The following is a 23,215-nucleotide window of genomic DNA, read 5'->3' as shown; positions in this document are numbered from 1 at the left end:
CGCTCAGCGCGCGAGCAAGAGGGAGGAGGTGAAGTTCTCGGCGCCGCTGGAGACCACAGCGACCTGCGGGCGCGGATGCACCTGGCGGTCCTCCGCGACTCCCCGCAGTTGCAGGCACGCCTCGTACAGCGCGCCGTAGCCGTGCAGGCGGCCGCCGGAGAGCTGTCCGCCGCCGGTGTTGAGTGGCAGCTCCCCGTCCAGGGCGATGCGTTTGCCGCCCTCGATGAACCGCCCGCCCTCCAGGCGCGGGCACAGACCCAGCGCCTCCAGCCAGCGGACCGCCAGAATGGAGAAGCCGTCGTACAGCTCGGCGACGTCCACATCGGCGGGAGCGAGGTCCGTACGCGACCACATCATGTCGGCGCAGGCGTCGAAGCCGGAGGCCGTACCCATGGCCTGGATGGTGACAGCCCGCAGGGGGTCGTCGGTGTGGCTTCCGGCCCGGGAGACGACCACGGCGATCGAACCGTCGACGGGCACGTCGCAGTCGTAGATGCAGAGCGGGTCGGAGATCATACGGGCCGCGAGGTACTCCTCGAGGGTCATCGGGTCCCGGTAGACCGCCGACGGGTTGTGCGCCGCGTGGGCCCGTGCGGTGACCGCGATCTGGGCCAACTGCTCGCGGGTGGAGCCGCTCTCGTGCAGATAGCGCTGCATGGCGAGACCGCCGTAGGTGGGGTAGCCGGCGCCGTAGGGCGCGGTCCACTGGTTGCGCTCGCGGGCGGTGCTGCTGCGCATGGTCTCGGAGCGTCCGCCGAGCCGTTCCTGGGCGGTGGACTCCCATACCGTGCGGAAGCACAGGACGTGCTCGGCCAACCCGGCGCCGACAGCCAGGACGGCGTTGGCGATCGACCCGAGTTGGCCGGGCACCTCCCCTCCCCCGGTGTGCCAGCGCAGGCGCAGTCCGAGCAGGGCGCGCACGTCGTCGACACCGGCTCCGGTGATGCCAGGGGTCGAGCCGGTGGCGCCGGGGTAGGTGGACAGCCCGTCGATGTCCGCGGGTTCCAGTCCGGCGTCGGCGATGGCGGCCAGGGCGGCGTCGCTGGTGAGCGTCCACGGGTCGCGGTGCAGTCGGCGGCCGATGCGTGAGCTGCCGATACCGGTGATGACGGCCTGGGTCTCGACGGGGCGATTCATGGGCGGAACACCGGGATCCAGGTCTCGCCGGAGCGCTCGAAGGCGACGGTCACTGGGAGGCCCACGCACACCGCCTCGGGTTCGCAGCCGGTGATCGCCGTCATGACGCGCAGGTTCTGCTGCTCGGGCAGTTCGACCTCGGCCAGCACATAGGGAGGTGGCATGTCGGGGTTCCACTGGTAGCGGTTGATGGTGAAGGAGTGGACCGTTCCCCGGCCGGAGACCGGAGCGAAGCGCATCTCGCTGCCGTGGCAGCGAGGGCACAGCGGGAGCGGCGGATGCTGGTAGTGGCCGCAGGCGGAGCAGCGGGCGATGCGCAGCACGCCGTCGGCACCTGAGGTCCAGTAGCCGGCCGTTCGCTCCGTCAACGGTGGGGCAGGTCTCTTGACACTCTGTTCGGCTGTCATCACCGACTCCCCAGGCGACACAAAGATGCTATCTTTATATAGATAGACATGACTCGACCTTAGCACGGGCAGCACACGTCGGCACGGGCCGCGGAGGCGGAAAACGAGGCCGGTCAGCGGTCTTCGGCCGCGGGCATGATGACCCCGGTCTTGGCGAGACGCCGGAGTTCGCTGTCGCCCAGGCCGAGCTCGGCGCCGAGGACCGCGGCGGTGTGCTCACCGACCCAGGGCATGCGCGTCTCGGGGCCTTCCGCCACCTTGGAGAGCTTGACCGGGTTGCCCGGGGACAGGATCGGCCGCTCCACCCCGTCGGTACGGGGCATCTCGACGAGCATGGCGCGGTCACGGACATGCGCGTCGGCGACCACGTCGGCCGGGGAGTGGACGGGGCCGGCGGCGACACCGGCGGCGCCGAGCGCGGCACTGGCCTCGAGACGGGTGAGTCCGGCCGCCCACTCCTCGACGCCGGGCCGAATGACGTCCTCCACGTGGTCGAGCCACTCCTGAGGACCGGTCAGCCGCTCGTCATCGAGCCATTCTTCATGCCCCACGAGTCGAGCGAGGCCGGCGAACATGTGCGGGCGGCCGCACTGGAGAACGAAGAAACCGTCGGCGCACCGGAAGGAGTGATTGATACCCGGCGCGTTGCCCGGCTGCCGCTCGAGGCCCATGGACCAGTAGTTGATGCCGGCGTCACCGAACGCGACCATCGCGTCGTACATGGCTATGTCGACATGCTGCCCCTCACCCGTCCGGTCACGGTGGCGCAGCGCGGCCAGAACCCCGACGGCCGCGAAGAGCGCCGACCCCGTGTCACCAAGGGCACCGAGCGGAGAGGTGACCGGGGGCGTCTCGGGATCGCGCTTGAAGTCGTACAGTCCGGCCATGCCCTCCACGATGGGCGCATAGGCGGGCCAACCGGCGTATGGCGAGTCCCCGCCGGCGCCGAAGCCGGAGACGGACAGATAGACGGCCTCGGGGTGGACGGCCGCGATGTCCCGATAGCCCAGTCCGAGGCGGTCCGCGGTGCCGGCCTTGAAGTTCTCCGCGATGACGTCGAAGCGAGGGGCCAGGCGCAGGACCAGGTCGCGTCCCTCGGGGGATTTGAGGTCGATCCCGACGCTGCGTTTGCCGAAGTTGTTGCGGGTGAAGGTGACCCCGACCTTGCGGCCCTCGGGGTCGAGCATGGCGGGCAGGGACGCGCGTCCGGACTCACCTGTCACCGGCGGCTCGACTTTGACGACGTCGGCGCCGAGCCGGGCGAGCAACTGGGTCGCGTAGGGCAGCGCCTGCATCTGCTCCATGGCCAGGACGCGGACGCCGTCCAGCGGCTTGCCCCAGGCAGCGGCCTGCTGGTTGGCCGTCTCTCCGATGCGCACGGGTGTCCTTCCTGCCGGGTGGCCGTGTCGGCCACGTGGGATCAGTGCGGGGTGAAGCGGTCGCGCAGCTCGGTCTTGATGACCTTGCCAGCCGGGTTGCGCGGCAGCACGGCGACGGATTCGGCCTGCTCGGGGAGCTTTTGCGGCATCAAGCCGCGGCCGCGCAGATAGTCGGTCAGATCCCGCAGACTCGGCGGTGCGGCCGGGTCGGCGGGGACGACGACGGCGCAGGCGCGTTCGCCGGTGGCCGGGTCGGGCAGGCCGACGACGCTGACCTCGGCGACGTCAGGGTGTTCGGCGAGGAGGTCCTCGATCTCCTTGGCACTGATGGTCTCGCCCTTGCGGATGATGACGTCCTTGAGGCGGCCGGTGATGGTGACGTTCCCGTGTTCGTCGAGGCGGCCGAGATCACCGGTGCGCAGCCAGCCCTCCGCGTCGAAGGCCTCGGCGTCGAGCGCCGCGTCGAGGTAGCCGAGCATGACCTGGGGGCCTTTGGCCCGCAGTTCGCCCTCCTCCCCCACTCCGGCCGCGGTGCCGTCGGCTCGCACCACACGCAGCCGCACTCCGGCGGTGGGGCGGCCCTCGCAGCGCGCGAGGACGACGTCGGGATCGTGGGGACTGCTCATGGTGAGGATGGGGGCCTCGGTCAGCCCCCAGCCGGAGACCACGCCTGCGCCGCCCATCTCGGCCTTGAACTGTGCGTGCAGAGTGGGGGGTTTGGGCGCGGCGCCCGCCAGGCCGTAGCGGATCGCGGGAAACACCGGCTTGTCGGGGGTCCGGCGCTGGGCGGCCAGGTAGGCGAGTTGGAAGACCGTTCCGGCGCCGGCCAGCGTGACGCCCTCGCGGCCGAGCTGCTCGACGGTGGCCACCGGGTCGAACGCCTCGGTGAGGATCATGGTCAGGCCGCTCGCCAGACAGGTGGTGAGCCAGGTCGTGCATCCGCCGATGTGGGCGAAGGGGAAGACCATGGCCGCGCGGTCGTCGCCGCGGGCCTCCAGCCGCTCGGCCATGCCGTAGCCGGCGGCCATGACCGTGGCATCCGTGTGCCGGGCACCCTTGGGCTCCGACGTGGTGCCGGAGGTGTAGAAGTGCCAGCGCACACCGGTGGATTCCGGGGCCGGTGGCAGGGTTTCGGGGTCGCCCTTGGGCAGCGCGCCGTCGACGACCAGGATCTGCAGCCCGTCCTGCCTCGCGGCGACAGCACGGGCCAGGGCGGTGTGGTCGAACCCGTGCCAGACGGGCGGGACGATCAGGAGGCGCGCCTTCGTCTGCCGGGTGACGAAGGCCAGCTCCCGCTCCCGGTAGCTGGGCATGACCGGGTTCTGCACCGCGCCGAGGCGCGCGAGCGCGGCGACCAGGACGACGGACTTGATCCAGGTGGGGAGTTGCCAGGTGACCCGGGTGCCTTCGCCGACGCCGAGAGCGGCCAGCCCCGCGGCGGTCTCCTCTGCGGCGTCACGGTACTGACGGAACGTCATACGGCGCCCGAGTTCGTCGACCAGCATCTCGGCGTCCGGCGTCGCGTCAGCCCGCTCCTCCACCGCAGCCCACAGGCTCGTGCGCATGGCGCGTCCCCTCTCCCGTGCTCATCGCTCGTCCATGGATGCACCGCGGGCGCCGTCGGCGCAATAGTCGGTACTGATGTTCTCCGCCACGCCTCCCGGTATCGGCCCTACCGGTTGCGGCAGCCGTGCGGGGCTTTGGGGCAGGGCCGAGGCGACGGTACTCCCGCCATGACTTAGACATCAAGCATTGCTATCTTGATAATGATAGATTACTAATGTGCACCACACGCCGTATCAGGAAGGGCGGTGGGTCGATGAGCGAGGGACGGGCAAGGCTCGCGGGACGGTCCGCGGTGGTCACCGGCGCCGGCTCGGGCGTGGGCAGGGCAACGACGCTGCGCCTCGTACGAGAGGGGGCACGGGTCGTGTGCGCGGACCTCCGCGAGGAGTGGGCGCAGCACACGGCTGACCTGGCAGCCAAAGAGGGCGGCGAGGCCGTGGCCGTGCGCTGCGACGTGGCGGTCGAAGCCCAGGTGGAGGCGGCGATCGCCCGGGCGGTCGCGGCGTTCGGCCGGCTCGACATCATGGTGAACAACGTCGGGGTGACAAGGCGCCCGGGGCTGGCGCTGCACGAGACAACGGAGCAGGACTGGGAAGTTCTCGCCACGGTGAACTTCAGCGGGGTCTTCTACGGTTGCAAGCACGCGGTGCTGCAGTTCAAGCGCCAGACCGAGAGCGGTAAGGGCAGCGGCGGCGTGATCGTCAACACCGGCTCGGTAGCGGGCATGGTCGGCTGGGGCGGCACGGTGTACGGGGCGTCCAAGGCGGCGGTCAACCACATCACCAAGGGCGTCGCGATCGAGTACGCACCGCTGGGCATCCGCTGCAACGCGATCGCGCCGGCCGCGATGCCGCTGACGAACTTCGGGGTCGCGGACGCAACCACGCCCGAGCGGGCACTGACGGACGAACAACTCGCGGAGGCGGGCGCGTACCACCCGCTAGGGCGCCACATCGAGGCAGAGGACTGCGCGGCCGCGATCGCCTTCCTGGCCTCGGACGAGGCAAAGAACATCACCGGTGTCCTGCTGCCGATCGACGGCGGCTACACCGCCCGCTGAGCCACGGAGGCTGCGTTGTCGCACTCCTACACTCCCCCGGACATATCACTGGTGGGCGCGGAACACGTGCGCCGCTACCTGGAGACAGACGGCGCTGTCGGCCACACCTGGAACGGCGTCCACTGCCTGGTGCTCACCACCACCGGGCGCACCTCCGGCCTCCAGCGCTCCAGTGCCCTGATCTACGGCACGGACGCCGACCGGTACATCGTGGTGGCCTCCAACGGCGGTTCGGCCGGGCACCCGTCGTGGTATCTGAACGTGCTGGCCGGTCCCGAGGTGGTCCTCCAAGTCGCTGCGGACCGGTTCCCGGCGGTCGCGCACACCGCCGAAGGGCCAGAGCGCGAACGGCTGTGGCAGGTCATGACGAAGGTGTGGCCGAACTACGACGTGTACCAGGAGCGCACCGAGCGCCTCATTCCGGTGGTGGTGCTCGAGCGGAAGGACAGCCCGTCATGACCGCGCCGGGGGCAGCGGCACTGGACCCCGCGCGGATCCGGGAACTGTTCGATCTGCGTGCGGCCGGATACACCTCGCGCGGTGGTGACTTCAGCGCCGATCCATACCCGGCGTTCAAGCGGCTGCGGGAGACCGGACCGGTCCACCCGGGGATCGTCGGTCCGCTGGTCGGCTACCACGGCGAGGCCTTCTTCCAGGGGCTGCCGTTCCCCGACCGCCCGCACGTGTCGGCGTTCGACTACGCCACCTGCGACGAGGTACTGCGCGACAGCGAGCGGTTCTCGGCTTCCCCGGCCGTGCTGGGCGAGGACGCGGCGCTCTACGAGACCAGCATGCTGTACATGGACGGGCAGCGACACCGCAACTACCGCACGCTGGTGCAGCCGTCCTTCCTTCCGCGGCGGATGCGCTGGTGGGTGGAGAACTGGATCGCCTCCACCGTGGACGCGCTGCTGGACACCATCGAGGCGAACGGCCGGGCGGACCTGAACGTCGAGTTCTTCGCCCCGATCCCGCTGCTGACCATCTGCGGAAGCCTGGGCGTGGACGTCCAGCAGGCCCTCGACATCCGAGCCGTCATCGTGGAGGCGTCCGCGGACGCCGGCAGACGGTTCATGGAGATCGTCCAGCCGCTGGTGACCGCCCGCCGGGCGCACCCCGGCGACGACCTGTTGAGCACCCTGGTGCAGGCGGAGGTCGCGGACGAGGACGGCACGACGCACGCCCTGTCCGATCGCGACGTGCTGTCCTTCGCCTATCTGCTGCTCGCCGCCGGTTCCGGCACCACCTGGAAGCAGATGGGCATCACCCTGCTGGCACTGTTCCAGCACCCGCACTGGCTGGCGGAGTCGCGCCGCGACCCCGCCGTGCTGCGGGCGGCGGTGGACGAGTCGCTGCGCTGGATGCCCACCGACCCGGTCTTCGCCCGCTTCGCCCGCGAGGACGGGGAGTTGCGCGGGGTCCCGTTCCCGGCCGGCTCGGTCGTACACGTGTGCCTGGCCGAGGGCAACCGCGACCCCGAGCGCTGGGAGCGGCCCGACGAGTTCGATCCGTCGCGCCCCCTGCGGGCGAACCTGGGCTTTGGCGCCGGGCCGCACATCTGCCTGGGCATGCACGTGGCCCGTACCGAGATCGCCACGGCGATCGGCGCCCTACTGGAACGCTTCCGCGACGTGCGACTCGACCCCGAGGCCGAGGCGCCGCGCATCACCGGCATGTACGAGCGCGGCCCGACGGCGGTGCCCGTCGTGTGGGGCCGGCCCGCGTGACGGCGGACCCTCCCGACCACCCCGCACCTGGCCGCCGATGCCGGGACGGCCCTTGACGACGATGAGGAAGGTGACGACCAGTGACAGAACCTCGGCGGCCGTTGATCGACGGCCGATTCGGCGGAAGCGGCCCCGCTCTGGGGGTGGACGACCCCGCGACCGGCAAGCAGTTCACCGAGGTCGCGACGGCCACCTCAGCCGAGGTCGACCAGGCAGTACGGGCCGCCCGCCGGGCCTTCGACGAAGGGCCTTGGCCGCGGCTGAGGATCCGTGAGCGGGTGGCGGCCCTCGCGCGGATGTCCGACTGGCTCGAGGAGCGCCGCGACACCCTGCTCGACGAGGTCATCTCCGAGACCGGGTGTCCTCTGGTCGCGGCCAGGCCCGGGCAGATCGACATGCCGCTGGCCTTCGCCCGCCAGCTGCCTGCGCTGCTGGAGAGGCAGCCGCAGTGGGAGCACAACGAGATGCCCCTCGACGACTACTTCGAGGCGCCCGGCAAGATGCGGCTGTCCATCCGCAAGTACGTCCCAGTCGGCGTCGTCTCGGCGGTCTCGGCATACAACTATCCGCTGATGCTCGACGTGGTGAAGGTGTTCCCGGCGCTCGCAGCCGGCTGCACGGTGGTGCTGCGCCCCAGCCCGCTGACCCCGCTCACCTCGCTGCTGCTCGGCGAGGCCGCGCAGGCCGCCGGGCTGCCGCCTGGCGTGCTCAACACCGTGGCCGAGAGCGGCACCGAGGGCGCGGTGACCATGACGACGCACCCGGCCGTCGACCTGGTGACGTTCACCGGCTCCACCGGCGTCGGACGGCAGATCGCAGCCCAGGCCGCCCCCACCATGAAACGACTCGTGTTGGAACTGGGAGGCAAGAGCGTCCAGTTGTACCTGCCCGATGCGCTGGCCGAGGGTCCTGGGCGCTCCGTCGCCGGAGCCGCAGGTGTCTTCGCCAACCACGCCGGCCAGGCCTGTGTGGCACAGACCCGCATGCTCGTACCCAAGGAGCATGAGGAGCAGGTGCTGCAGGCTCTGGCCGCGTTCGCCCCGCAGTTGGCGGCCGGGGACCCGCGCGACCCGGGCACCCTGGTCGGCCCGCTGATCACCGAGGCGCAGCGCGACCGCTGCGCCCGCTATGTCGCCGAGGGCGCCCGGGCCGGCGGGCGCATTGTCACCGGCGGCCGCCCCATCGACCGGCCGGGCTGGTACTACGAACCGACCGTGATCTCGGTGGACGGCAACGACAACCCCGCCTGCCGGGACGAGATCTTCGGACCGGTCATCACCGTCCAGGCTTACGCAGATCTGGACGAGGCCGTGGCGATCGCCAACGACACCGACTACGGCCTGTCCGCCGGCGTGTACACCGATGACCAGGCCGCCGGCGTGGCAGTGGCCGACCGCATCCACACCGGCACCGTGCAGATCAACACCGCCTGCGCCACCGCGTACACCCCCAGCGGGGGCGTCAAACAGAGCGGTGTCGGCCGCGAGCGCGGCGTCGCCGGGCTGCGGGCTTTCCAGGAGATCAAGCATGTGGTCGTGGGTACCTGACGGGATGCCGGAGAACGGGAAGCAGAGAACGGGAACGGGGTGGGCCGGAGTGCTTCGCACCCCGTTCCGGTTCGATGTCCGGTCACCGTACCGGTTCGATGTCCGGTCACCTCTCCGCAACATACTGATGCTAGTAATGATTATGACGATGAACGTCGAACCAGGATGAATGCTGGCTCCCGATCTGTGCGACACGACTCAGGAGGGCAGATGTCGCAGCCCGCGAACCGCTCCTCGGACGAACCCGGTGAGAACTCCCTGGCTGAATTCCTGACCGGCTCACCAGCCTCGGCACAGGACGAGATCCTGTACTGGAAGGACGGCAGCTGCACTCTTGCGGAGCTCACCGCGTCGGCCCGGCAACTCGCCGAGGAACTCCGCCGCTGCGGCGTGGGACCTCAGGAGCCGGTGGCCTGTGTCGTCAGCAGGGGCGCGGAGGCGGTCGCCGCGTGGTTCGCGGTGTGGCTGGCCGGAGCGGTGTACATCCCGGTGAACGGCCGACTGCCCGACCCCGAGATCCACGCGCTGCTCGCCGAGAGCGCGCCGGCAGCCGTGATCGCCGGATCGGCGGACACCGACCGGATCCCGCGAGGCCTGAGCCGGACGCTGCGCGAGCCGGGCGGCACCTGGACCGTCCAGCGCGGGGAACCGTGGACCGGGGAGCGGTTCGCTCCCGGAGACGCACTGGTGATGCACACCTCGGGCACCACCGGGCGCCCCAAGCCCGTCGTGCTGAGCCACGCCGGCGTACGCGACGGCATCGACACCGTGCTCGGCAAACTCAGGCGAGGGCCGCGCCGGACAGCCCCGATGCCGAACCTCATTCCCACGTCCATGGCCCTGTGGGCAGGCATGTGGAACACGTTGTTCGCCTTCCGGATCGGCGCCCCCGTCATCCTGCTGGACAGGTTCGACACCCGCGACTACGCGCTGATGGTCAAGCGCTTCGGCATCCGCTCCACGGTGCTGGCCCCGGCCATGATGACGATGCTCACCGAGGACCCGGAGATCACCGACCTCGGCCCCCTCACCTACGTCCGCTCCATCACCGCACCGCTCACCCCGGCCCAGGCCCACCGCTTTCACGAGCGCTTCGGGGTGTCCGTCCTGAACTCCTACGGCCAGACCGAACTGGGCAGCGAAGTCGTCGGCTGGACGGCAGCCGACCTGCGCGAACACGGCGTGGCCAAGCTCGGCTCGGTCGGACATCCGCACCCCGGTGTGTCGATCCGCATCCTGGACGGCGACTACCACGAGCAGGCAGAGAACGTCGTCGGCGAGATCTACATCCGTTCCCCTTTCGCGGCACAAGTCCGTGACCGCCTCGTCGACGGGTACCTGCGCACCGGAGACCTGGGCCGCGTCGACGCCGACGGCTTCCTGTGGATCGAGGGCCGGGTCTCGGACGTGATCAATCGTGGCGGGCTGAAGGTCATTCCCCAGGAGGTCGAGGAGGCCCTGCGCCAGTTGCCCGGCGTCGCCGACGCCTGCGTGGGAGGCGTCCCCGACGACCGCCTGGGCGAGATGCCCGTCGCCTGGGTCCGACGCGCTCCCGGCACCAGCGCGGACCCGGGGAAGTTGCGTGCCGCCCTGCGCGAGCGCATCGCAGCGTACAAGATCCCGGTCGACATCCGGTTCGTCGACTCGTTCCCGACGTCCGAGATCGGCAAGGTACTGCGGCACAAGCTGATCAGCTCGTACGCGGCCTCCTGAACACCGGAAGCGGCAGCGGGGCCGCCACGTCAAGGTCAAGCGCATATGGAGTTCCGTTGCAGCAGAGTGGAGGACACACCAGTGCGTATACCCCTGCTCCGGATCGGTCTCCGGATCGGGCCCAAGTGAGCGGCGCCCCGCAGCCGGCTCCTCCTGGGCTGCCCGATGCGACCGGTCCGGCTGAGCCCGATGTTTCCGCTTCCGGCCCCCTTCGCGGAATCACCGTCATAGCGGTCGAGCAGGCGGTGGCCGCTCCGCTCTGCACCCGGCACCTGGGCGATCTGGGGGCTCGCATCATCAAGGTGGAACCGCGGGCCGGCGGCGACTTCGCCCGGGACTACGACGACGTGGTGCACGGCATGTCCGCTCACTTCGCCTGGGCCAACCGCAACAAGGAGTCGCTGGCCCTCGACCTCAAGCATCCGCTCGGTCAGGCGGTACTGGACCGGCTTGCGGCCCGCTCGGACGTCCTGGTCCAGAACCTCGCCCCCGGCGCCGCCGACCGCCTCGGTCTCGGCTCGGCAAGCCTGCGGGCCCGGTACCCACGGCTGATCACCGTGGACATCTCCGGTTACGGCCAGGGCGGCCCGTTCGCCGGGGCTCGCGCCTACGACCTGCTCGTCCAGTCGGAGGCGGGTTCATGCGCGATCACCGGGACACCTGGGCACCCGGCCAAGCCAGGTATCCCGCTCGCCGATATCGGGGCCGGGCTGTATGCCTTCTCCTCGGTGCTCGGAGCCCTCTACGCGCGAGAGCGCACCGGAGACGGAGCCGCGATCTCGGTCGGGCTGTTCGACGCTGTGGCCGAGTGGATGGGCTTCGCGCTCAACCAGGCTCGGTACGCGGGCGCGCCGCCCGAGCCCAACGGCCTCAGTTCCCCGATGGTCTCCCCCTACGGAGCCTATGCCACCGCCGATGGGCAGACGCTGGTGCTCGGGACGACCAATGACCGGGAGTGGCAACGGCTGGCCCGCCGGCTGCTGGACCGCGCGGACCTCGCCGAGGACCCGCGGTACGCAACGAACGCGGACCGCGTCGCACGCCGTGCGGAGCTCGATCGGGTCATCTCCGACTGGGCCGCCGAGCGCACCCTCGCCGAGTGCCGGGCTGCTGCGGAGAAGGCAGGGCTGGGGCACGCCCGACTCAACTCCGCCCAGGAGGTGCTGGACCATCCCCAGCTGGTGGAGCGTGACCGCTGGCGTGAGGTCGGTTCCCCGGTCGGGCCGGTACTCTGCCTGCTGCCCCCGCCCGAGGTGGAGGGCTGGACGTGGCGCCTGGATCCGATTCCTGCTCTGGGAGAGCACACCGACCGGATCCTCGCTGGACTCGGCTTCGACAGGGCCGAGGTGGCGAAGCTGCGTGCAGAGGGGGTTGCCGGGCCGGTCGGCTAACCAGCGGAGCCCGACTCGAGGGCGGTTCGACTCCGACGGCCACAGTCGGCGGACAGGCGCCGCCGAGGTCTTTCCGAGCCCCCGGGAGGAGTGATCCAATCGCTCGTCACAATTATATAATAAGCCGTCAGATCCCTTTTACCTCGTGTGCTTACCCGTGGTGTTCTTACCCGCGGTTTCCTACCCGTGCGTCGTACTCCGCCGCCACGGTGGGGCGAAGGGAGCCGATATGACCGTACTGTCCTCGTCACTCCGCGCCGCGGCCCATCGTTTCCCCGGGCGTATGGCACTGGTCCACGAGTCGCTGGCGCTTCGGTACAGGCAGCTGGACGTGCTCGTCGACCGCCTCGCGGCCGGCCTCGCCCGACAGGGCGTGCGCGCGGGCGACCTGGTGGCGCTGTCGTTGCCTGCCGGTGCCGAGTATGTTGCCGCGTATCTGGCGCTGGCCCGGATCGGCGCCGTGACGACGGGGGTCAATCCGCGCCTGCGTCCTGCCGAGCGGGCTGCCGTCCTCACCGCTGCCGCCCCCCAGCTGGTTCTCGCCACTGAGGAGTTGGGCGAGGGCGTGCCCTCGGGGTGCCCGGTCCTCGGCTGCGTCCCCGCACGTGAGGCCGCGGCAGTCTGGCACGGCCTGCTGGAGGACACCGCACCGCCTCCGGAGCCGGCCGAGGACCCGGTCTGGCCGGAAACCGTGGTGTTCACCTCGGGCACCACCGGAGTCCCCAGGGGAGCCCTCTTCACCAGCCGCCAGATCGCCGCGATCACCGCCATGGACACCGAGGGACAGTGGGGAACGGGCGGGCCGCTGCTCGTCGCAACCGGCCTGCCGCACGTGGGCTTCATGACCAAGCTGGCCGGGCACCTCCAGTCGGGCGCGACCCTGCATGTGCTGGGGCACTGGCGAGCCGCGGACGCACTGCGGGTGATCGCCCGGGAGCATGTCCCCTACATAGGAGGGGTGGCCGCGCAGATCTCTCTGCTGCTGCACCATCCTTCCTTCGAAAGCTACGACTTCAGCCACGTGCGCGGGCTCATGGTCGGCGGCGGGCCCTCCCCCGCCGCCACCGTGCGGGAAGCCCGGGCGCGCTTCGGCGCCGGATACTCCGTCCGCTACTCACTGACCGAGTCCGGCGGGCTGGGCACCCTTACCCGCTTCGACGCACCGGAGGAGGAGACCCTCCACACCGCGGGCCGACCCCGGCCGGGCATCACCCTGGAGATCCGGGACCCGGACACCGGACACCGGATGGGCCTCGGCGAGACAGGTGAGATCGTACTCGGCGGAGACACCGTCATGGCCGGCTACTGGCGCGACCCGCAGGCCACCGCGCGGGTTCTCTCGCCCGACCGGCGGCTTTGCACCGGAGACCTGGGGTTCCTCGGCGAAGACGGCTGCCTGCGCGTGACCGGGCGGATCAAGGACATGTACATCCGGGGCGGCTACAACGTGTTCCCCCACGAGGTCGAGGCGGTACTGCTCGACCACCCAGGCGTGCAGGCCGTCGCGGTGGTACCCCGGCCGGATCCCGTCATGGGAGAGATCGGCGTCGCCGTGGTGGTGCCCAGACCGGGCGTGCCCGCGGTCACCCTGGACGAGCTGCGTGCCTTCGCGGCTCCCCGGCTGGCCCGATACAAGCTGCCGGAAGCGCTGCGTCTGGCCGCGGAGCTGCCGCTGACCTCCATGGACAAAGTCGATCGCCGCCTCCTCGCGCAGGTCGAGCAGCGCGCGCGGGCCTGATCGGCCGGGGCCGGTCGGCGCCGCCGAGCCTCGCACCACGCGAGGCGCCGCACCTCGCAGCGCTACCGAGCAACCTCGGCACCAGGTCTCTCAGCAGCAGACCCAGCTTTTTATCTTATATAATAGATTCAACTGCGCTGCGCTTCCCAGTCGTTGACCCGGGCGGCCACGAGCCGGCCCGAGAGAGGACGCCGCACCATGCCCATCGACGCGACCGTGGCACTCGACGCCCCGCCCCTCGTTCGTGAGGTCAGCTGGACCGACCGCGATGTTCTCCTCTACCACCTCGGCATCGGCGCGGGCGCGAGTGCCACCGATCCCAAGGAGCTCCGCTACACGTACGAGCGCGACCTGCAGGTGCTTCCGTCCTTCGCCACCGTGGTGGGCGGCGGCGTGGTCGGGGAGGGCGGGCTCAACGCGCTGCCGGGCCTGAAGCTCGACCTCAAGGCTGTCCTGCACGGCGGTCAGGAGGTCGTCGTACACCGCCCGATCCCTGCCCAGGGCACAGCGATCGCCTCCAGCGGGGTCAGCGCCGTGTACGACAAGGGCAAGGCGGCGGTGATCGTGATCGAGTCCACCGCGGCGCTCCCGGACGGCACCCCCCTCTACGCCTCCCGCAACGAGATCTTCGTCCGCGGCGAAGGGGGCTTCGGCGGGGATCGCGGCCCTACGACCGCCTTCCCCCCGCCCGACCGTGCCCCGGAGTTCGTCGTCGAACGGCCGACCCACCCGAACCAAGCCCTGCTCTATCGACTCAGCGGCGATCGCAACCCGCTGCACGCCGAGCCCGCGTTCGCCGCCGCGGCCGGATTCGACCGCCCCATCCTGCACGGCCTGTGCTCCTACGGCCTGGTACTGAAAGCCGCGGTGGACACCTGCCTGGGAGGCGAGACCACCCGGGTGGCGCGCTACCGCGGCCAGTTCGCCGGCGTGTTCTTTCCGGGCGAGACCATGCGCGTACGGATATGGCAGGGGCCAGGCACGCGCCTGCTGGTCCGAGCCACCGCGGCAGACCGGGACGACGCCCCGGTGCTGAGCAACTGCACGGTCGAATACCACGATTGATGGCGCGTCGGCGAGGCGCCGCCCGCATTCCACGCGAACAGCGCATTACCGCCCCGCCGATGGCCGAGGTGCACGGCTGCCCATTCCGCCGGCGGACGTCGATCGACGCCCGCCGGCGCGCCGTTCGCGAACTCAGCCGCCGGTCCAGCAGGCGACCAGTTCCGCTGTCGTGGTGACCGTGGCGACCAACGACAGCGAGTGTGCGATCAGCACGTCGGTGTACTCCGGCGGGACCCCGGCCACCGCGTCCCGGACCAGCACGACCTGATATCCGAGATTCACCGCGTCGAAGACGGCGTTCGGAATGGCCACGTTCGCCGAGACCCCGACCACGACCAGCGTGCGGCATCCCAGGTTCCGCAGCAGCGCGTCCACGTCGGTACCGGCGATCGGAGACAGGCCGTGCAGCCGCGTGCTCACCAGGTCGCGTGCGTCCCTCGGCACCTCTTCGGCCAGTTCCACCATCGGCGAGCCGAGGAGCTGGATGACGGGCCTGCGTTCGGCCGCACGAAAAAGCCGAGCGTTGCGGTTGGCCCCCCTGCCGTCCGCCCGGCGGGCCGCTATGGCATGCAGCACCTGGACGTCTGCGGCATGGGCAGCACCGACCAGGCGTGCGATGTTCTCCAGGGCCCCCGTCGCCCGGGCGGCCTCGGCCAGTTCGGGCAGTGCGCTGTCCTTGCCGACGACCCCGCGCTGGACCTCCTGGGTGAGCAGCACGGTGGACGCCGGCGTGACGAGCTCGGCGAGTGCGATCGGCATCGATCCTCCCTCTCTGGCCGGGTATGCCTCAGTCGGCGACGAAGCGCCCCACGTCCTCCAGGGCCTACGCCGTGGCCCCCGGTCGGCGCCGGTCGACGCGGGTCATTTGATGGCGATCGGGTTCACCGGGGTGCCGCTGCCGCCGACGAAGGGCTCCGGTGAGGCCTCGAGGAAGAACGCATAGAGGCCGTCGGCGGCGCAGTCCTCGGAGAGCTCCTCGAGGTTCCAGTTCTGGCCCTGGAGCATGCCCATCTCCACGAGGTGCAGCGCGTGCACCGGCATGAAGCAGTTCTCGATCTCCGGCGGGAAGATCTCGAACGCCACGGTGTCGACAGCGACAGCGGCGACATCGCGGGCGTGGAACCACTCGGGGGCGTGGAGGGAGAGCCCGGCCGCGGGCGGGTAGTACCTGGTCTTGTCACCCGCGAGATAGCTGCGCATCACCCCGGTGCGTACCAGGACGATGTCGCCGGAGCGGACCGTGGTGCCCGCCAGTTCCTCGGCCGCTTCGAGTTCGGCGGGCCCGATCGCGAGGGCGTCGTCGAGGCGGTCGACGCCGTAGGCCCTGGCGACGTCGAGCAGAACGCCACGGGAGGCGATGTGCTTGGCCTTCTCTATGCCGAGCTTTTCGGCGCCGCCGTGGGCGGTGATGGAGTCCTTGGCGGAGAAGCCGTTGTAGAGGCGGTCCTCGTAGGAGACATGGGTCAGGCCGTCCCAGTGGGTGGCGGCCTGCAGGCCCATGGAGACGGTGTCGTCGCTGGTGGCGACCGTACCCGGGCCGAAGACCTCGCAGTTGATGAGGGTCATGGTGTGCAGCGGGTTGGTGCGCCCGGGCATGGCCCCGGTCTGCACGCCGTCCTGCTGCAGCGGCAGGGCCAGGGAGATGCGCTTGCCGGTGCGGATGAGTTCGGCGGCCTCCCTGACCACTTCGTCGGTGATCAGGTTGAGGGTGCCGATCTCGTCGTCGGCCCCCCAGCGGCCCCAGTTGTTGACGCGCTTGGCGATCTCCGTGAACTCGGCCGGCATGGGCACGGGGGACCTCCTGAGGGTGGGTGGGGAGTGCGGTACGCGGCGGTGTCACGGCATGACGACGCCGCCGTTGGGCCGCAGCGTCTGGCCGGTGACGAAGCGCGCCGCGTCGGAGGCCAGGTAGAGGACGGCCATGGCGATGTCCCAGGGCTCCCCCGTGACGCCGAGCGGTGACTGCGCGGCGCGGTCGGCGAACACGGCCTCGCGGGCCCCGCGGTTCACGGAGCCGTCGGAGCGGACGAAGTTGTGGCTGACCATGGGGGTGTCGACGAAACCGGGGGCAATGCTGTTGACCCGCACGCCGTAGCGTCCGACCTCGGTGGCGAGGCTGCGGGTGAGCATGAGCACCGCCGCCTTGGACATCGCGTAGGCGGAGATGCCGGCGGCCGGCATGTCGGCGCCGGCCGAGGCGGTGTTGACGATGGCGCCGGAGCGCTGGGCGGTCATGATGCGGGCCGCGGCAGCGCAGCCGAAGTAGGTGCCCTTGACGTTGCTGTCGAGGACGAGATCGAGGTCTTCCTCGGTAGTGTCGGTGACCAGCCCCGTCCGCATGACGCCGGCGATGTTGGCCCAGATGTCCAGGCTGCCGTGCCGGGCCGCGGCCTGCTGGGCGAGCGCGTCGACGGCGGAGCGGTTGCGCAGGTCGACCACGACCGTGAGAGGGTCCTCGACGCCGAGGCCGATGAGCTCCTGACGGGTCTTCTCCAGACCCGCCGCGTCGATGTCACAGATCACCGGGGTGGCGCCCGCCCGGGTGAGGACGAGGGCGGTCTCGCGTCCGATGCCGGACGCCGCGCCGGTGACGACGGCAGTCCTGCCGGTCAGGCGCAGCGCCGCAAGATCGGGGGACGAGGTCCGGGTCTCGGGCATGTCTCCTCCTGGGGTCGCCGGCACGGGCCCGTTCGCCTGCGCTGGTCCGGTAAGCCGCGCGGGCAGGGCGCGACGGAAGTGGGCTTGGGGCGTTGGGCTCAGTGCGGGGCAATGTCCATGTCGGGCATGGGGTAGGGGAACTTCGCGCTGACTCCTCCGTCGACGGTGAGCACCTGGCCGGTGACGTAGCGGGCGAGGTCGCTGGTGAGGAAGAGCAGCGCGGCGGCGATGTCGGACGGCAGCGCGACGGAGCGCAGGGGCGCGTTGTCCGCATTGGTCCGGTGGCCCTTGGCCCCGAGGTAGCCGGAGACCCGCGGGGTCCAGACGGTCCCGGGTGCGACGGCGTTGACACGGATGCCCTTGGGGCCCAGTTCGACGGCCGCGGAGCGGACGAGGGCCATCAGCGCGGCCTTGGCGGCGCCGTAGGCGGCGTGCATGGGTGCTCCGGTCTGGCCGGAGACGGAGGCGACGAAGGTCATCGTTCCGCCGCCCTGGGCGACCATGTGCCGGCCGCCGTATCGGATGGCCAGCAGGGCGTGCCGCAGCACGATGTTCTGATGCCAGGCCCAGTCCTCGTCGGTCGTGGCGAGGAGGTCCTTGTAACGGCTCATGCCGATGATGTCGACGACGGAGTGGACACGCCCGAGGCGCTCCTCCGCGTCGTGCCACAGGCGCTCGGCATCGTCGCGGGAGGTCGCGTCGCCGGACCAGGCGATGGCGCCTGTCTCCTTGGCGACCTGTGCGGCGCGGGTCTCTTCGAGGTCGACGGCCAGCACCTCGGCCCCGCACTGGGTGAGGGCGTGGGTGACCTGCCGGCCTATTCCCTGGCCCGCGCCCAGCACGATGATGCCGCGGCCGTCGAGCCTCAGTCGGCCGGGGTAATCGACAACAGCGTCGCCGTCGGGCAGGTCCGCGGTCTCCGGGTTCTGCGTCATGGTTGCTCCAGGAAGGGCGGCGTGTCGGGGAGGTGCCGATGGGCGGTGCGACGTGCGTTCGGGTGCCCACGGCGCGCACCGGTGGCCGGGCCCCACGTGCGACGGTCCGGGACGGATGCACCGTGTGTGGAGGCGCGCGGGTGTCGCCGAGCGGTCGTACAGGCTGGCGGGGCGTCAAGTGCGTGCCCGACGACCTTGCCACCGCGTCCCACGGATTTCGATATTTCGAAGAAGGCTTTGGAACCTCAGAGGATTGTGTGCGAGGTGACGCAAGGTCACAAGACCCGGCGCAGAGCGCGTTGCTGTCGCCTCTGTGCCCCGGGCCTCATTCCATGGGCGCTCCATCAGGAACGAGCCCGGGAACCACAGTCGTACACGGCAACCACCACGCGGCGCGCACACGGTGGCTCAGCCGGCCGGCTGCTCCGGGTAGGCCTGGTTGCCGTGGAGCCCACGCAATTCCCGCTTGAGGATCTTGCCACTCGGGTTCTTCGGCAGCGTGTCGGCGAACACGACGTATTTCGGGCGTTTGAAGGAGGCGAGATGGCGCTTCGCGTGCGCGTGCACCTCCTCCTTCGTGAGCGTCACTCCCGGCTTCACGACGATCACCGCGGTGACCGCCTCGATCCAGCGTGGGTGGCTGATCCCGAAGACCGCGACCTCGGCGACCCCGTCGAGCCGATAGATCGCCTCCTCCACCTCGCGGCTCGCCACGTTCTCCCCACCGGTCTTGATCATGTCCTTCTTGCGGTCGACCACCGACAGGTAGCCGTCCTCGGTCAGCACTCCGAGGTCACCGGAGTGGAAAAAACCGCCGCGGAACGCCTCGGCGGTCTTCTCCTCGTCACCGTAGTAACCCAGTGCCGCGTGCGGGCTGCGGTGCACGATCTCGCCGACCTCGCCGGGCGGAAGCGGCCGATCCTGGTCGTCCACGACCAGCGTCTCGACGTTGATCGACGCCCGGCCCGCAGAACCGGCATGGGAGAGCTGCTCATGCGGGCGCAGGATGGTGGCCAGCGGAGCCATCTCCGTCTGGCCGTAGAAGTTCCACAGCCGCACTCCCGGCAGCCGCCGCGAGAGCTCGCGCAGCACCTGCACGGGCATCGCCGACGCGCCGTAGTAGCCCTTGCGCAGGCTCGACAGGTCGGTGGTGTCGAAGTCCGGGTGGCGCAGCAGCGAGATCCACACCGTCGGCGGGCAGAACAGCTTGGTGGCCCGCTCGCGTGCGATGGTCGCCAGGAGCGTCGCCGGGTCCGGGCCCGGCAGGATGACGCTGGTGGCGCCCAGGTAGACGTCGACGGACAGGAAGCAGTCGAGCTGCGCGCAGTGGTAGAGCGGCAGCGCGTGCACCTCGACGTCCTCGGCGCTCATCTCGCCGTCGATCGCGCACGAGACGTACTGCGAGATAAGCGAACGGGAGGTGAGCATCACGCCCTTGGGCCGCGACTCGGTGCCGGAGGTGTACATCAGCCGCAGCGGATCGTCGTCGGCGATCAGCACATCCGGTGCGTCTGCGGGGCCGGCCGTCCACCAGCCGGCCACGTCCTCCCAGCCTTCACGGGTCGCGCCGACACAGCCACGGACGCCGATCCCGGTGTCCGCGGCGGCCAGCGCCTTCTGCGCGGTCGGCACCAAGGCATCCTCTGCGACCATGGCGGTCGCTGCGCTGTGGCGCAGGATGAACGCGATCTCGTCGGCGTTGAGCATGAAGTTCACGGGTACCAGTACAACGCCGAGTTTGGCGGTGGCGAACGCGAGCACCACGTACTCCCATGAGTTGTGGGACAGCAGCGCGAGCCGGTCGCCCTTGGTGAGGCCACGCGTGGTGAGCGCGTGCGCGGCGCGGTTCACCGCGGTGTCGAACTCGGCGTAGGTGGCGCGCAGTTCTCCGGAGACGATGGCGAGCTTGCCCGGGTGCCGGGAGGCGGTCCGGTGCAGCAGGTCGCCGATCGAGTGCTGCCGGGCACGAACCACCAGGCCGGCTGTACGGGGGGTGAATCGGGCATCCATCTCAGCGGACCCCTCTCGCAGTCCTGGACGTGCTGAAGCACGCTTCGGTGACGCTGTTGCTAATACGGTGAGCAGTCTGACGTGAAGTCAGGAGAACTGTGCACGCACATGGACAACCGAATAAAATTTATATTATACAAAAGGCAGTGTCGCAGTCGCCGCTTCCGAGGTTCGCGCTCACCGATCGCGCGCTCGCCGATCACCGGAGGGATCGTGCCGTACTCGTTCGACGATGAACTGAGTCCGATCGCCTCGATGCTGCCGCCCCTTGATGTCCGGGACGTCACGGCAGCCAGGGCAACGCTCGCCGCCATGGGCGGCCCCGACGCCGCGCCCTCCCCGCCACCGGGTGTCACGGCGGAGTGGGCCACCGTGCCCGGCCCGCCCGGCGCCCCGGACGTCAAGGTCCTCGTCATGCGTCCCCGGAAGGCATCCGGGCCCCTGCCCGCCGTGCTGTTCATGCACGGCGGGGGCTATGTGCTGGGTAGTGCAGGCACGATGCAGGACATGCCGGCGCTCCTCGCCGGCGAGGCGGGAGTCCTGGTGGCTTCGGTGGACTACCGGCTAGCGCCGGAACACCCTTACCCCGCCGCCCCGGACGACTGCTACGCGGCGCTGGTCTGGCTCGCCAAGGAAGCCGCCACACTGGGCGCCGACCCCGAGCGGATCGCCGTGGCCGGCACCAGCGCCGGCGCGGGCATCGCGGCTGCCGTGGCACTGATGGCCCGCGACCGCGGCGGGCCACCACTCTGTTTCCAGCTCCTCGACTCCCCTATGCTCGACGACTCGCTCACCACCTCGTCGGCACGTGCCTTCACGGGCGCCCCTCTGTGGGCGAGTTCCAGCAACGAAGACGCATGGCGCCATTACCTGGGCGCGCGGGCAGGCGAGCCCGCTCCGCCCTACGCGGCGGCCGCGCGCGCCACCGACCTCACCGGACTCCCGCCGGCCTTCGTGGCCGTCGCCTCGTACGACCCGCTGCGGGACGAGGGCATCGACTACGCCCGCAGGCTCACGGATGCCGGCGTACTCACCGAACTCGTCCTCTATCCCGGCACGTTTCACGGTTCCTCCGGCGCGGTGCGCGAGGCGGCCGTGTCCCGCCGCGCCCGCGCCGACCTCGTCGCTGCCGTCGTCCAAGGAGTGGCTCCATGAGTACCAGCGAGCGCGGCGCCGACCGCGCCACAGTCACCGCCGGGGCACCGCTCGACCACGACGTCATCCTCATCGGCGCCGGATTCGGCGGTCTTTACCAGCTGCACGCGCTGCGCCAGGCCGGCTTCTCCGCGCACGCCTTCGAGACGGGCAGCGGCGTCGGCGGCACCTGGTACTGGAACCGGTATCCCGGCGCCCGCTGCGACGTGGAGAGCATCGACTACTGCTATTCCTTCTCCCGCGAACTGCACGAGGAGTGGGCCTGGTCGGAGCGGTTCGCCGGGCAGCCGGAGATCCTACGGTACGCCGAGCACGTCGCCGAGCGCTTCGACCTCCTACCGCTGATCACTTTCAACACACGGGTCACGGCGGCCACATACGACGACGGCGATCACACCTGGACCGTCGAGACGGATCAGGGTGATCGGCTGCGCTGCCGGTTCCTCGTCACCGCCGTCGGCGCGCTGTCGGCCTCCCAGATCCCAGAGCTACCGGGCCGGGACCGTTTCACGGGCCCCACGTACCACACCGGCCGGTGGCCCCACGAGGGAGTCGACTTCACTGGCAAGCGGGTCGGGATCATCGGCACCGGCTCGTCCGGGATCCAGGCCATCCCGGAGATCGCCGCCGAAGCCGCGCACCTGACGGTCTTCCAGCGCACCCCCAACTACAGTCTCCCTGCCCGCAACCGGCCCATGTCCAGCCGCGAGATCTGGGCGGCCCAGCGGGACTACGAGGGACTTCTCATCGCCAACACCACCACCCACACCGGCGGGGTCTATATCGCCGGCACCGACCGCAGCGTCATGGCCGACACCCCTGAGCAGCGCACGGCGGAGTTCGAGCACCGGTGGGCCATCGGCGGCCCCGAAGTGCTGCGCACCTACAACGACACCGCGCGCAGCGTCGAGGCCAATGACATCGTGGCCGAGTTCGTACGCGGCAAGATCCGCGAAAAGGTCACCGACCCGGGGACCGCGGAGTCGCTCGTTCCGAAGGACTACCCGATCGGCGCGAAGCGGATCTGCCTCGACTCCCACTACTTCGAGACGTACAACCGCGACAGCGTCACCCTGGTCGACCTGCGCCGCGAACCGATCACGACGATCACCGAGACCGGGATCGACACCGCGGCGGGCTCCCACGAACTCGATCTGCTGGTGTTCGCCACCGGCTACGACGCCCTGACCGGCCCGCTCACCCGCATCGACATCCGCGGCGTCGACGGTGTCTCACTCGCCGAATGCTGGAAGAACGGCGCGCGCAGCCTGCTGGGAATCGCCATAGCCGGATTCCCCAACCTGTTCACCCTCACCGGGCCCGGAAGCCCGTCCGTGCTGGCCAACGTCATCCGCGCGCTGGAGCAGCACTCCGACTGGGTCGTCGCCTGCCTGAAGCATCTGCGCGCCACGGGCATGACCCGCATCGAGGCGGACGTCGAGGCGCAGGACAAGTGGGCCCAGCACGTGCAGGTGGTAGCGGACCAGACCCTGTACGTGCGTGCCGACTCCTGGTACCTCGGGGCCAACATCGAAGGCAAACCGAGGCAGTTCCTGCCCTACGTCGGCGGGATGCCCGCCTACCGCGAGGCATGCGAGGCATGTGCCGACGCCGGCTACGCCGGATTCCAGCTGTCAGGCGCCACGCTCGGCGGAACCACGTCGGCCGGTACGGCCACCGCAACTTCCTGATCCTCCATCTCTCTCGGAACCATCTTTCTGGGAAAA

The 23,215-nt window shown here is 70.3% G+C and carries 19 protein-coding genes; 10 read left to right on the top strand and 9 right to left on the bottom strand.

The annotated features are described in order from the left end of the window. Nucleotides 1-3: 3 nt before the first annotated feature. From ABT009_RS25190 to ABT009_RS25175, 4 genes are all read right to left on the bottom strand, one after another. The gene (locus tag ABT009_RS25190; RefSeq protein WP_351299092.1) at nucleotides 4-1,137 is read right to left on the bottom strand and encodes a thiolase family protein; all 1,134 of its coding nucleotides are present in this window, start codon (nucleotides 1,135-1,137) and stop codon (nucleotides 4-6) included. Next, complete coding sequence (locus ABT009_RS25185; RefSeq protein ID WP_351299089.1) at nucleotides 1,134-1,505, bottom strand: Zn-ribbon domain-containing OB-fold protein; 372 nt, start codon at nucleotides 1,503-1,505, stop codon at nucleotides 1,134-1,136. Before ABT009_RS25185 ends, ABT009_RS25190 begins: the two co-directional genes overlap by 4 nt. Before the next feature lie 152 nt (nucleotides 1,506-1,657). Further along, on the bottom strand, nucleotides 1,658-2,923 hold the full coding sequence (locus ABT009_RS25180; protein WP_351299086.1) for a CaiB/BaiF CoA transferase family protein: 1,266 nt from the start codon (nucleotides 2,921-2,923) through the stop codon (nucleotides 1,658-1,660). Between the two features lie 41 nt (nucleotides 2,924-2,964). Then, the gene (locus ABT009_RS25175; RefSeq protein ID WP_351299083.1) at nucleotides 2,965-4,488 is read right to left on the bottom strand and encodes a class I adenylate-forming enzyme family protein; all 1,524 of its coding nucleotides are present in this window, start codon (nucleotides 4,486-4,488) and stop codon (nucleotides 2,965-2,967) included. 254 nt (nucleotides 4,489-4,742) lie between these two features. On the opposite strand from ABT009_RS25175, the gene ABT009_RS25170 reads away from it, so the two are divergent. The 8 genes from ABT009_RS25170 (at nucleotide 4,743) to chsH3 (ending at nucleotide 14,730) form a co-directional block, all read left to right on the top strand. Then, complete coding sequence (locus ABT009_RS25170) at nucleotides 4,743-5,549, top strand: SDR family NAD(P)-dependent oxidoreductase (RefSeq protein WP_351299080.1); 807 nt, start codon at nucleotides 4,743-4,745, stop codon at nucleotides 5,547-5,549. 15 nt (nucleotides 5,550-5,564) lie between these two features. Continuing rightward, nucleotides 5,565-6,008 carry a nitroreductase family deazaflavin-dependent oxidoreductase gene (locus tag ABT009_RS25165; protein WP_351299078.1) on the top strand — a complete coding sequence of 148 codons (444 nt, stop codon included), beginning with the start codon at nucleotides 5,565-5,567 and terminating at the stop codon, nucleotides 6,006-6,008. After that, on the top strand, nucleotides 6,005-7,276 hold the full coding sequence (locus ABT009_RS25160; RefSeq protein WP_351299075.1) for a cytochrome P450: 1,272 nt from the start codon (nucleotides 6,005-6,007) through the stop codon (nucleotides 7,274-7,276). Before ABT009_RS25165 ends, ABT009_RS25160 begins: the two co-directional genes overlap by 4 nt. 80 nt (nucleotides 7,277-7,356) lie before the next feature. Then, entirely contained in the window at nucleotides 7,357-8,823 is a 1,467-nt protein-coding gene (locus tag ABT009_RS25155) for an aldehyde dehydrogenase family protein (RefSeq protein WP_351299073.1), read from the top strand. A gap of 210 nt (nucleotides 8,824-9,033) precedes the next feature. Then, nucleotides 9,034-10,536, top strand: a complete 1,503-nt coding sequence (locus ABT009_RS25150) for a class I adenylate-forming enzyme family protein (protein WP_351299070.1) — start codon at nucleotides 9,034-9,036, stop codon at nucleotides 10,534-10,536. A gap of 158 nt (nucleotides 10,537-10,694) precedes the next feature. Further along, entirely contained in the window at nucleotides 10,695-11,927 is a 1,233-nt protein-coding gene (locus ABT009_RS25145) for a CaiB/BaiF CoA transferase family protein (protein WP_351299348.1), read from the top strand. 229 nt (nucleotides 11,928-12,156) lie between these two features. After that, nucleotides 12,157-13,665 carry a class I adenylate-forming enzyme family protein gene (locus ABT009_RS25140; protein WP_351299068.1) on the top strand — a complete coding sequence of 503 codons (1,509 nt, stop codon included), beginning with the start codon at nucleotides 12,157-12,159 and terminating at the stop codon, nucleotides 13,663-13,665. Nucleotides 13,666-13,863: 198 nt separating this feature from the next. Further along, the gene (gene chsH3, locus ABT009_RS25135) at nucleotides 13,864-14,730 is read left to right on the top strand and encodes an enoyl-CoA hydratase ChsH3 (RefSeq protein WP_351299065.1); all 867 of its coding nucleotides are present in this window, start codon (nucleotides 13,864-13,866) and stop codon (nucleotides 14,728-14,730) included. Nucleotides 14,731-14,862: 132 nt separating this feature from the next. On the opposite strand, the gene ABT009_RS25130 is transcribed toward chsH3, so the two are convergent. From ABT009_RS25130 to ABT009_RS25110, 5 genes are all read right to left on the bottom strand, one after another. Continuing rightward, entirely contained in the window at nucleotides 14,863-15,489 is a 627-nt protein-coding gene (locus tag ABT009_RS25130) for a cysteine hydrolase family protein (RefSeq protein ID WP_351299062.1), read from the bottom strand. Nucleotides 15,490-15,591: 102 nt separating this feature from the next. Then, on the bottom strand, nucleotides 15,592-16,521 hold the full coding sequence (locus ABT009_RS25125; protein ID WP_351299059.1) for a cyclase family protein: 930 nt from the start codon (nucleotides 16,519-16,521) through the stop codon (nucleotides 15,592-15,594). A gap of 45 nt (nucleotides 16,522-16,566) precedes the next feature. Next, on the bottom strand, nucleotides 16,567-17,388 hold the full coding sequence (locus tag ABT009_RS25120; protein ID WP_351299056.1) for an SDR family NAD(P)-dependent oxidoreductase: 822 nt from the start codon (nucleotides 17,386-17,388) through the stop codon (nucleotides 16,567-16,569). A gap of 98 nt (nucleotides 17,389-17,486) precedes the next feature. Beyond that, entirely contained in the window at nucleotides 17,487-18,323 is an 837-nt protein-coding gene (locus ABT009_RS25115; protein ID WP_351299053.1) for an SDR family NAD(P)-dependent oxidoreductase, read from the bottom strand. Between the two features lie 408 nt (nucleotides 18,324-18,731). Further along, nucleotides 18,732-20,333: an acyl-CoA synthetase gene (locus ABT009_RS25110; protein WP_351299050.1), complete on the bottom strand. Its 1,602-nt coding sequence runs from the start codon at nucleotides 20,331-20,333 to the stop codon at nucleotides 18,732-18,734. Nucleotides 20,334-20,546: 213 nt separating this feature from the next. Between ABT009_RS25110 and ABT009_RS25105 the strand changes: the two genes are divergently transcribed. Both ABT009_RS25105 and ABT009_RS25100 read left to right on the top strand, forming a co-directional pair. Beyond that, complete coding sequence (locus ABT009_RS25105; RefSeq protein ID WP_351299048.1) at nucleotides 20,547-21,488, top strand: alpha/beta hydrolase; 942 nt, start codon at nucleotides 20,547-20,549, stop codon at nucleotides 21,486-21,488. Next, a complete protein-coding gene (locus ABT009_RS25100; protein ID WP_351299045.1) occupies nucleotides 21,485-23,179 on the top strand; it encodes a flavin-containing monooxygenase in 1,695 nt (564 codons plus the stop codon). Before ABT009_RS25105 ends, ABT009_RS25100 begins: the two co-directional genes overlap by 4 nt. The last annotated feature ends 36 nt before the right edge of the window (nucleotides 23,180-23,215 follow it).

It is taken from the genome of Streptomyces sp. NPDC002896, assembly GCF_040295225.1.
In the GTDB taxonomy this organism is placed as follows: domain Bacteria; phylum Actinomycetota; class Actinomycetes; order Streptomycetales; family Streptomycetaceae; genus Streptomyces.
Note: the sequence above shows the minus strand (reverse complement) of the source record. Positions and strands in the feature narration are given on the sequence as shown.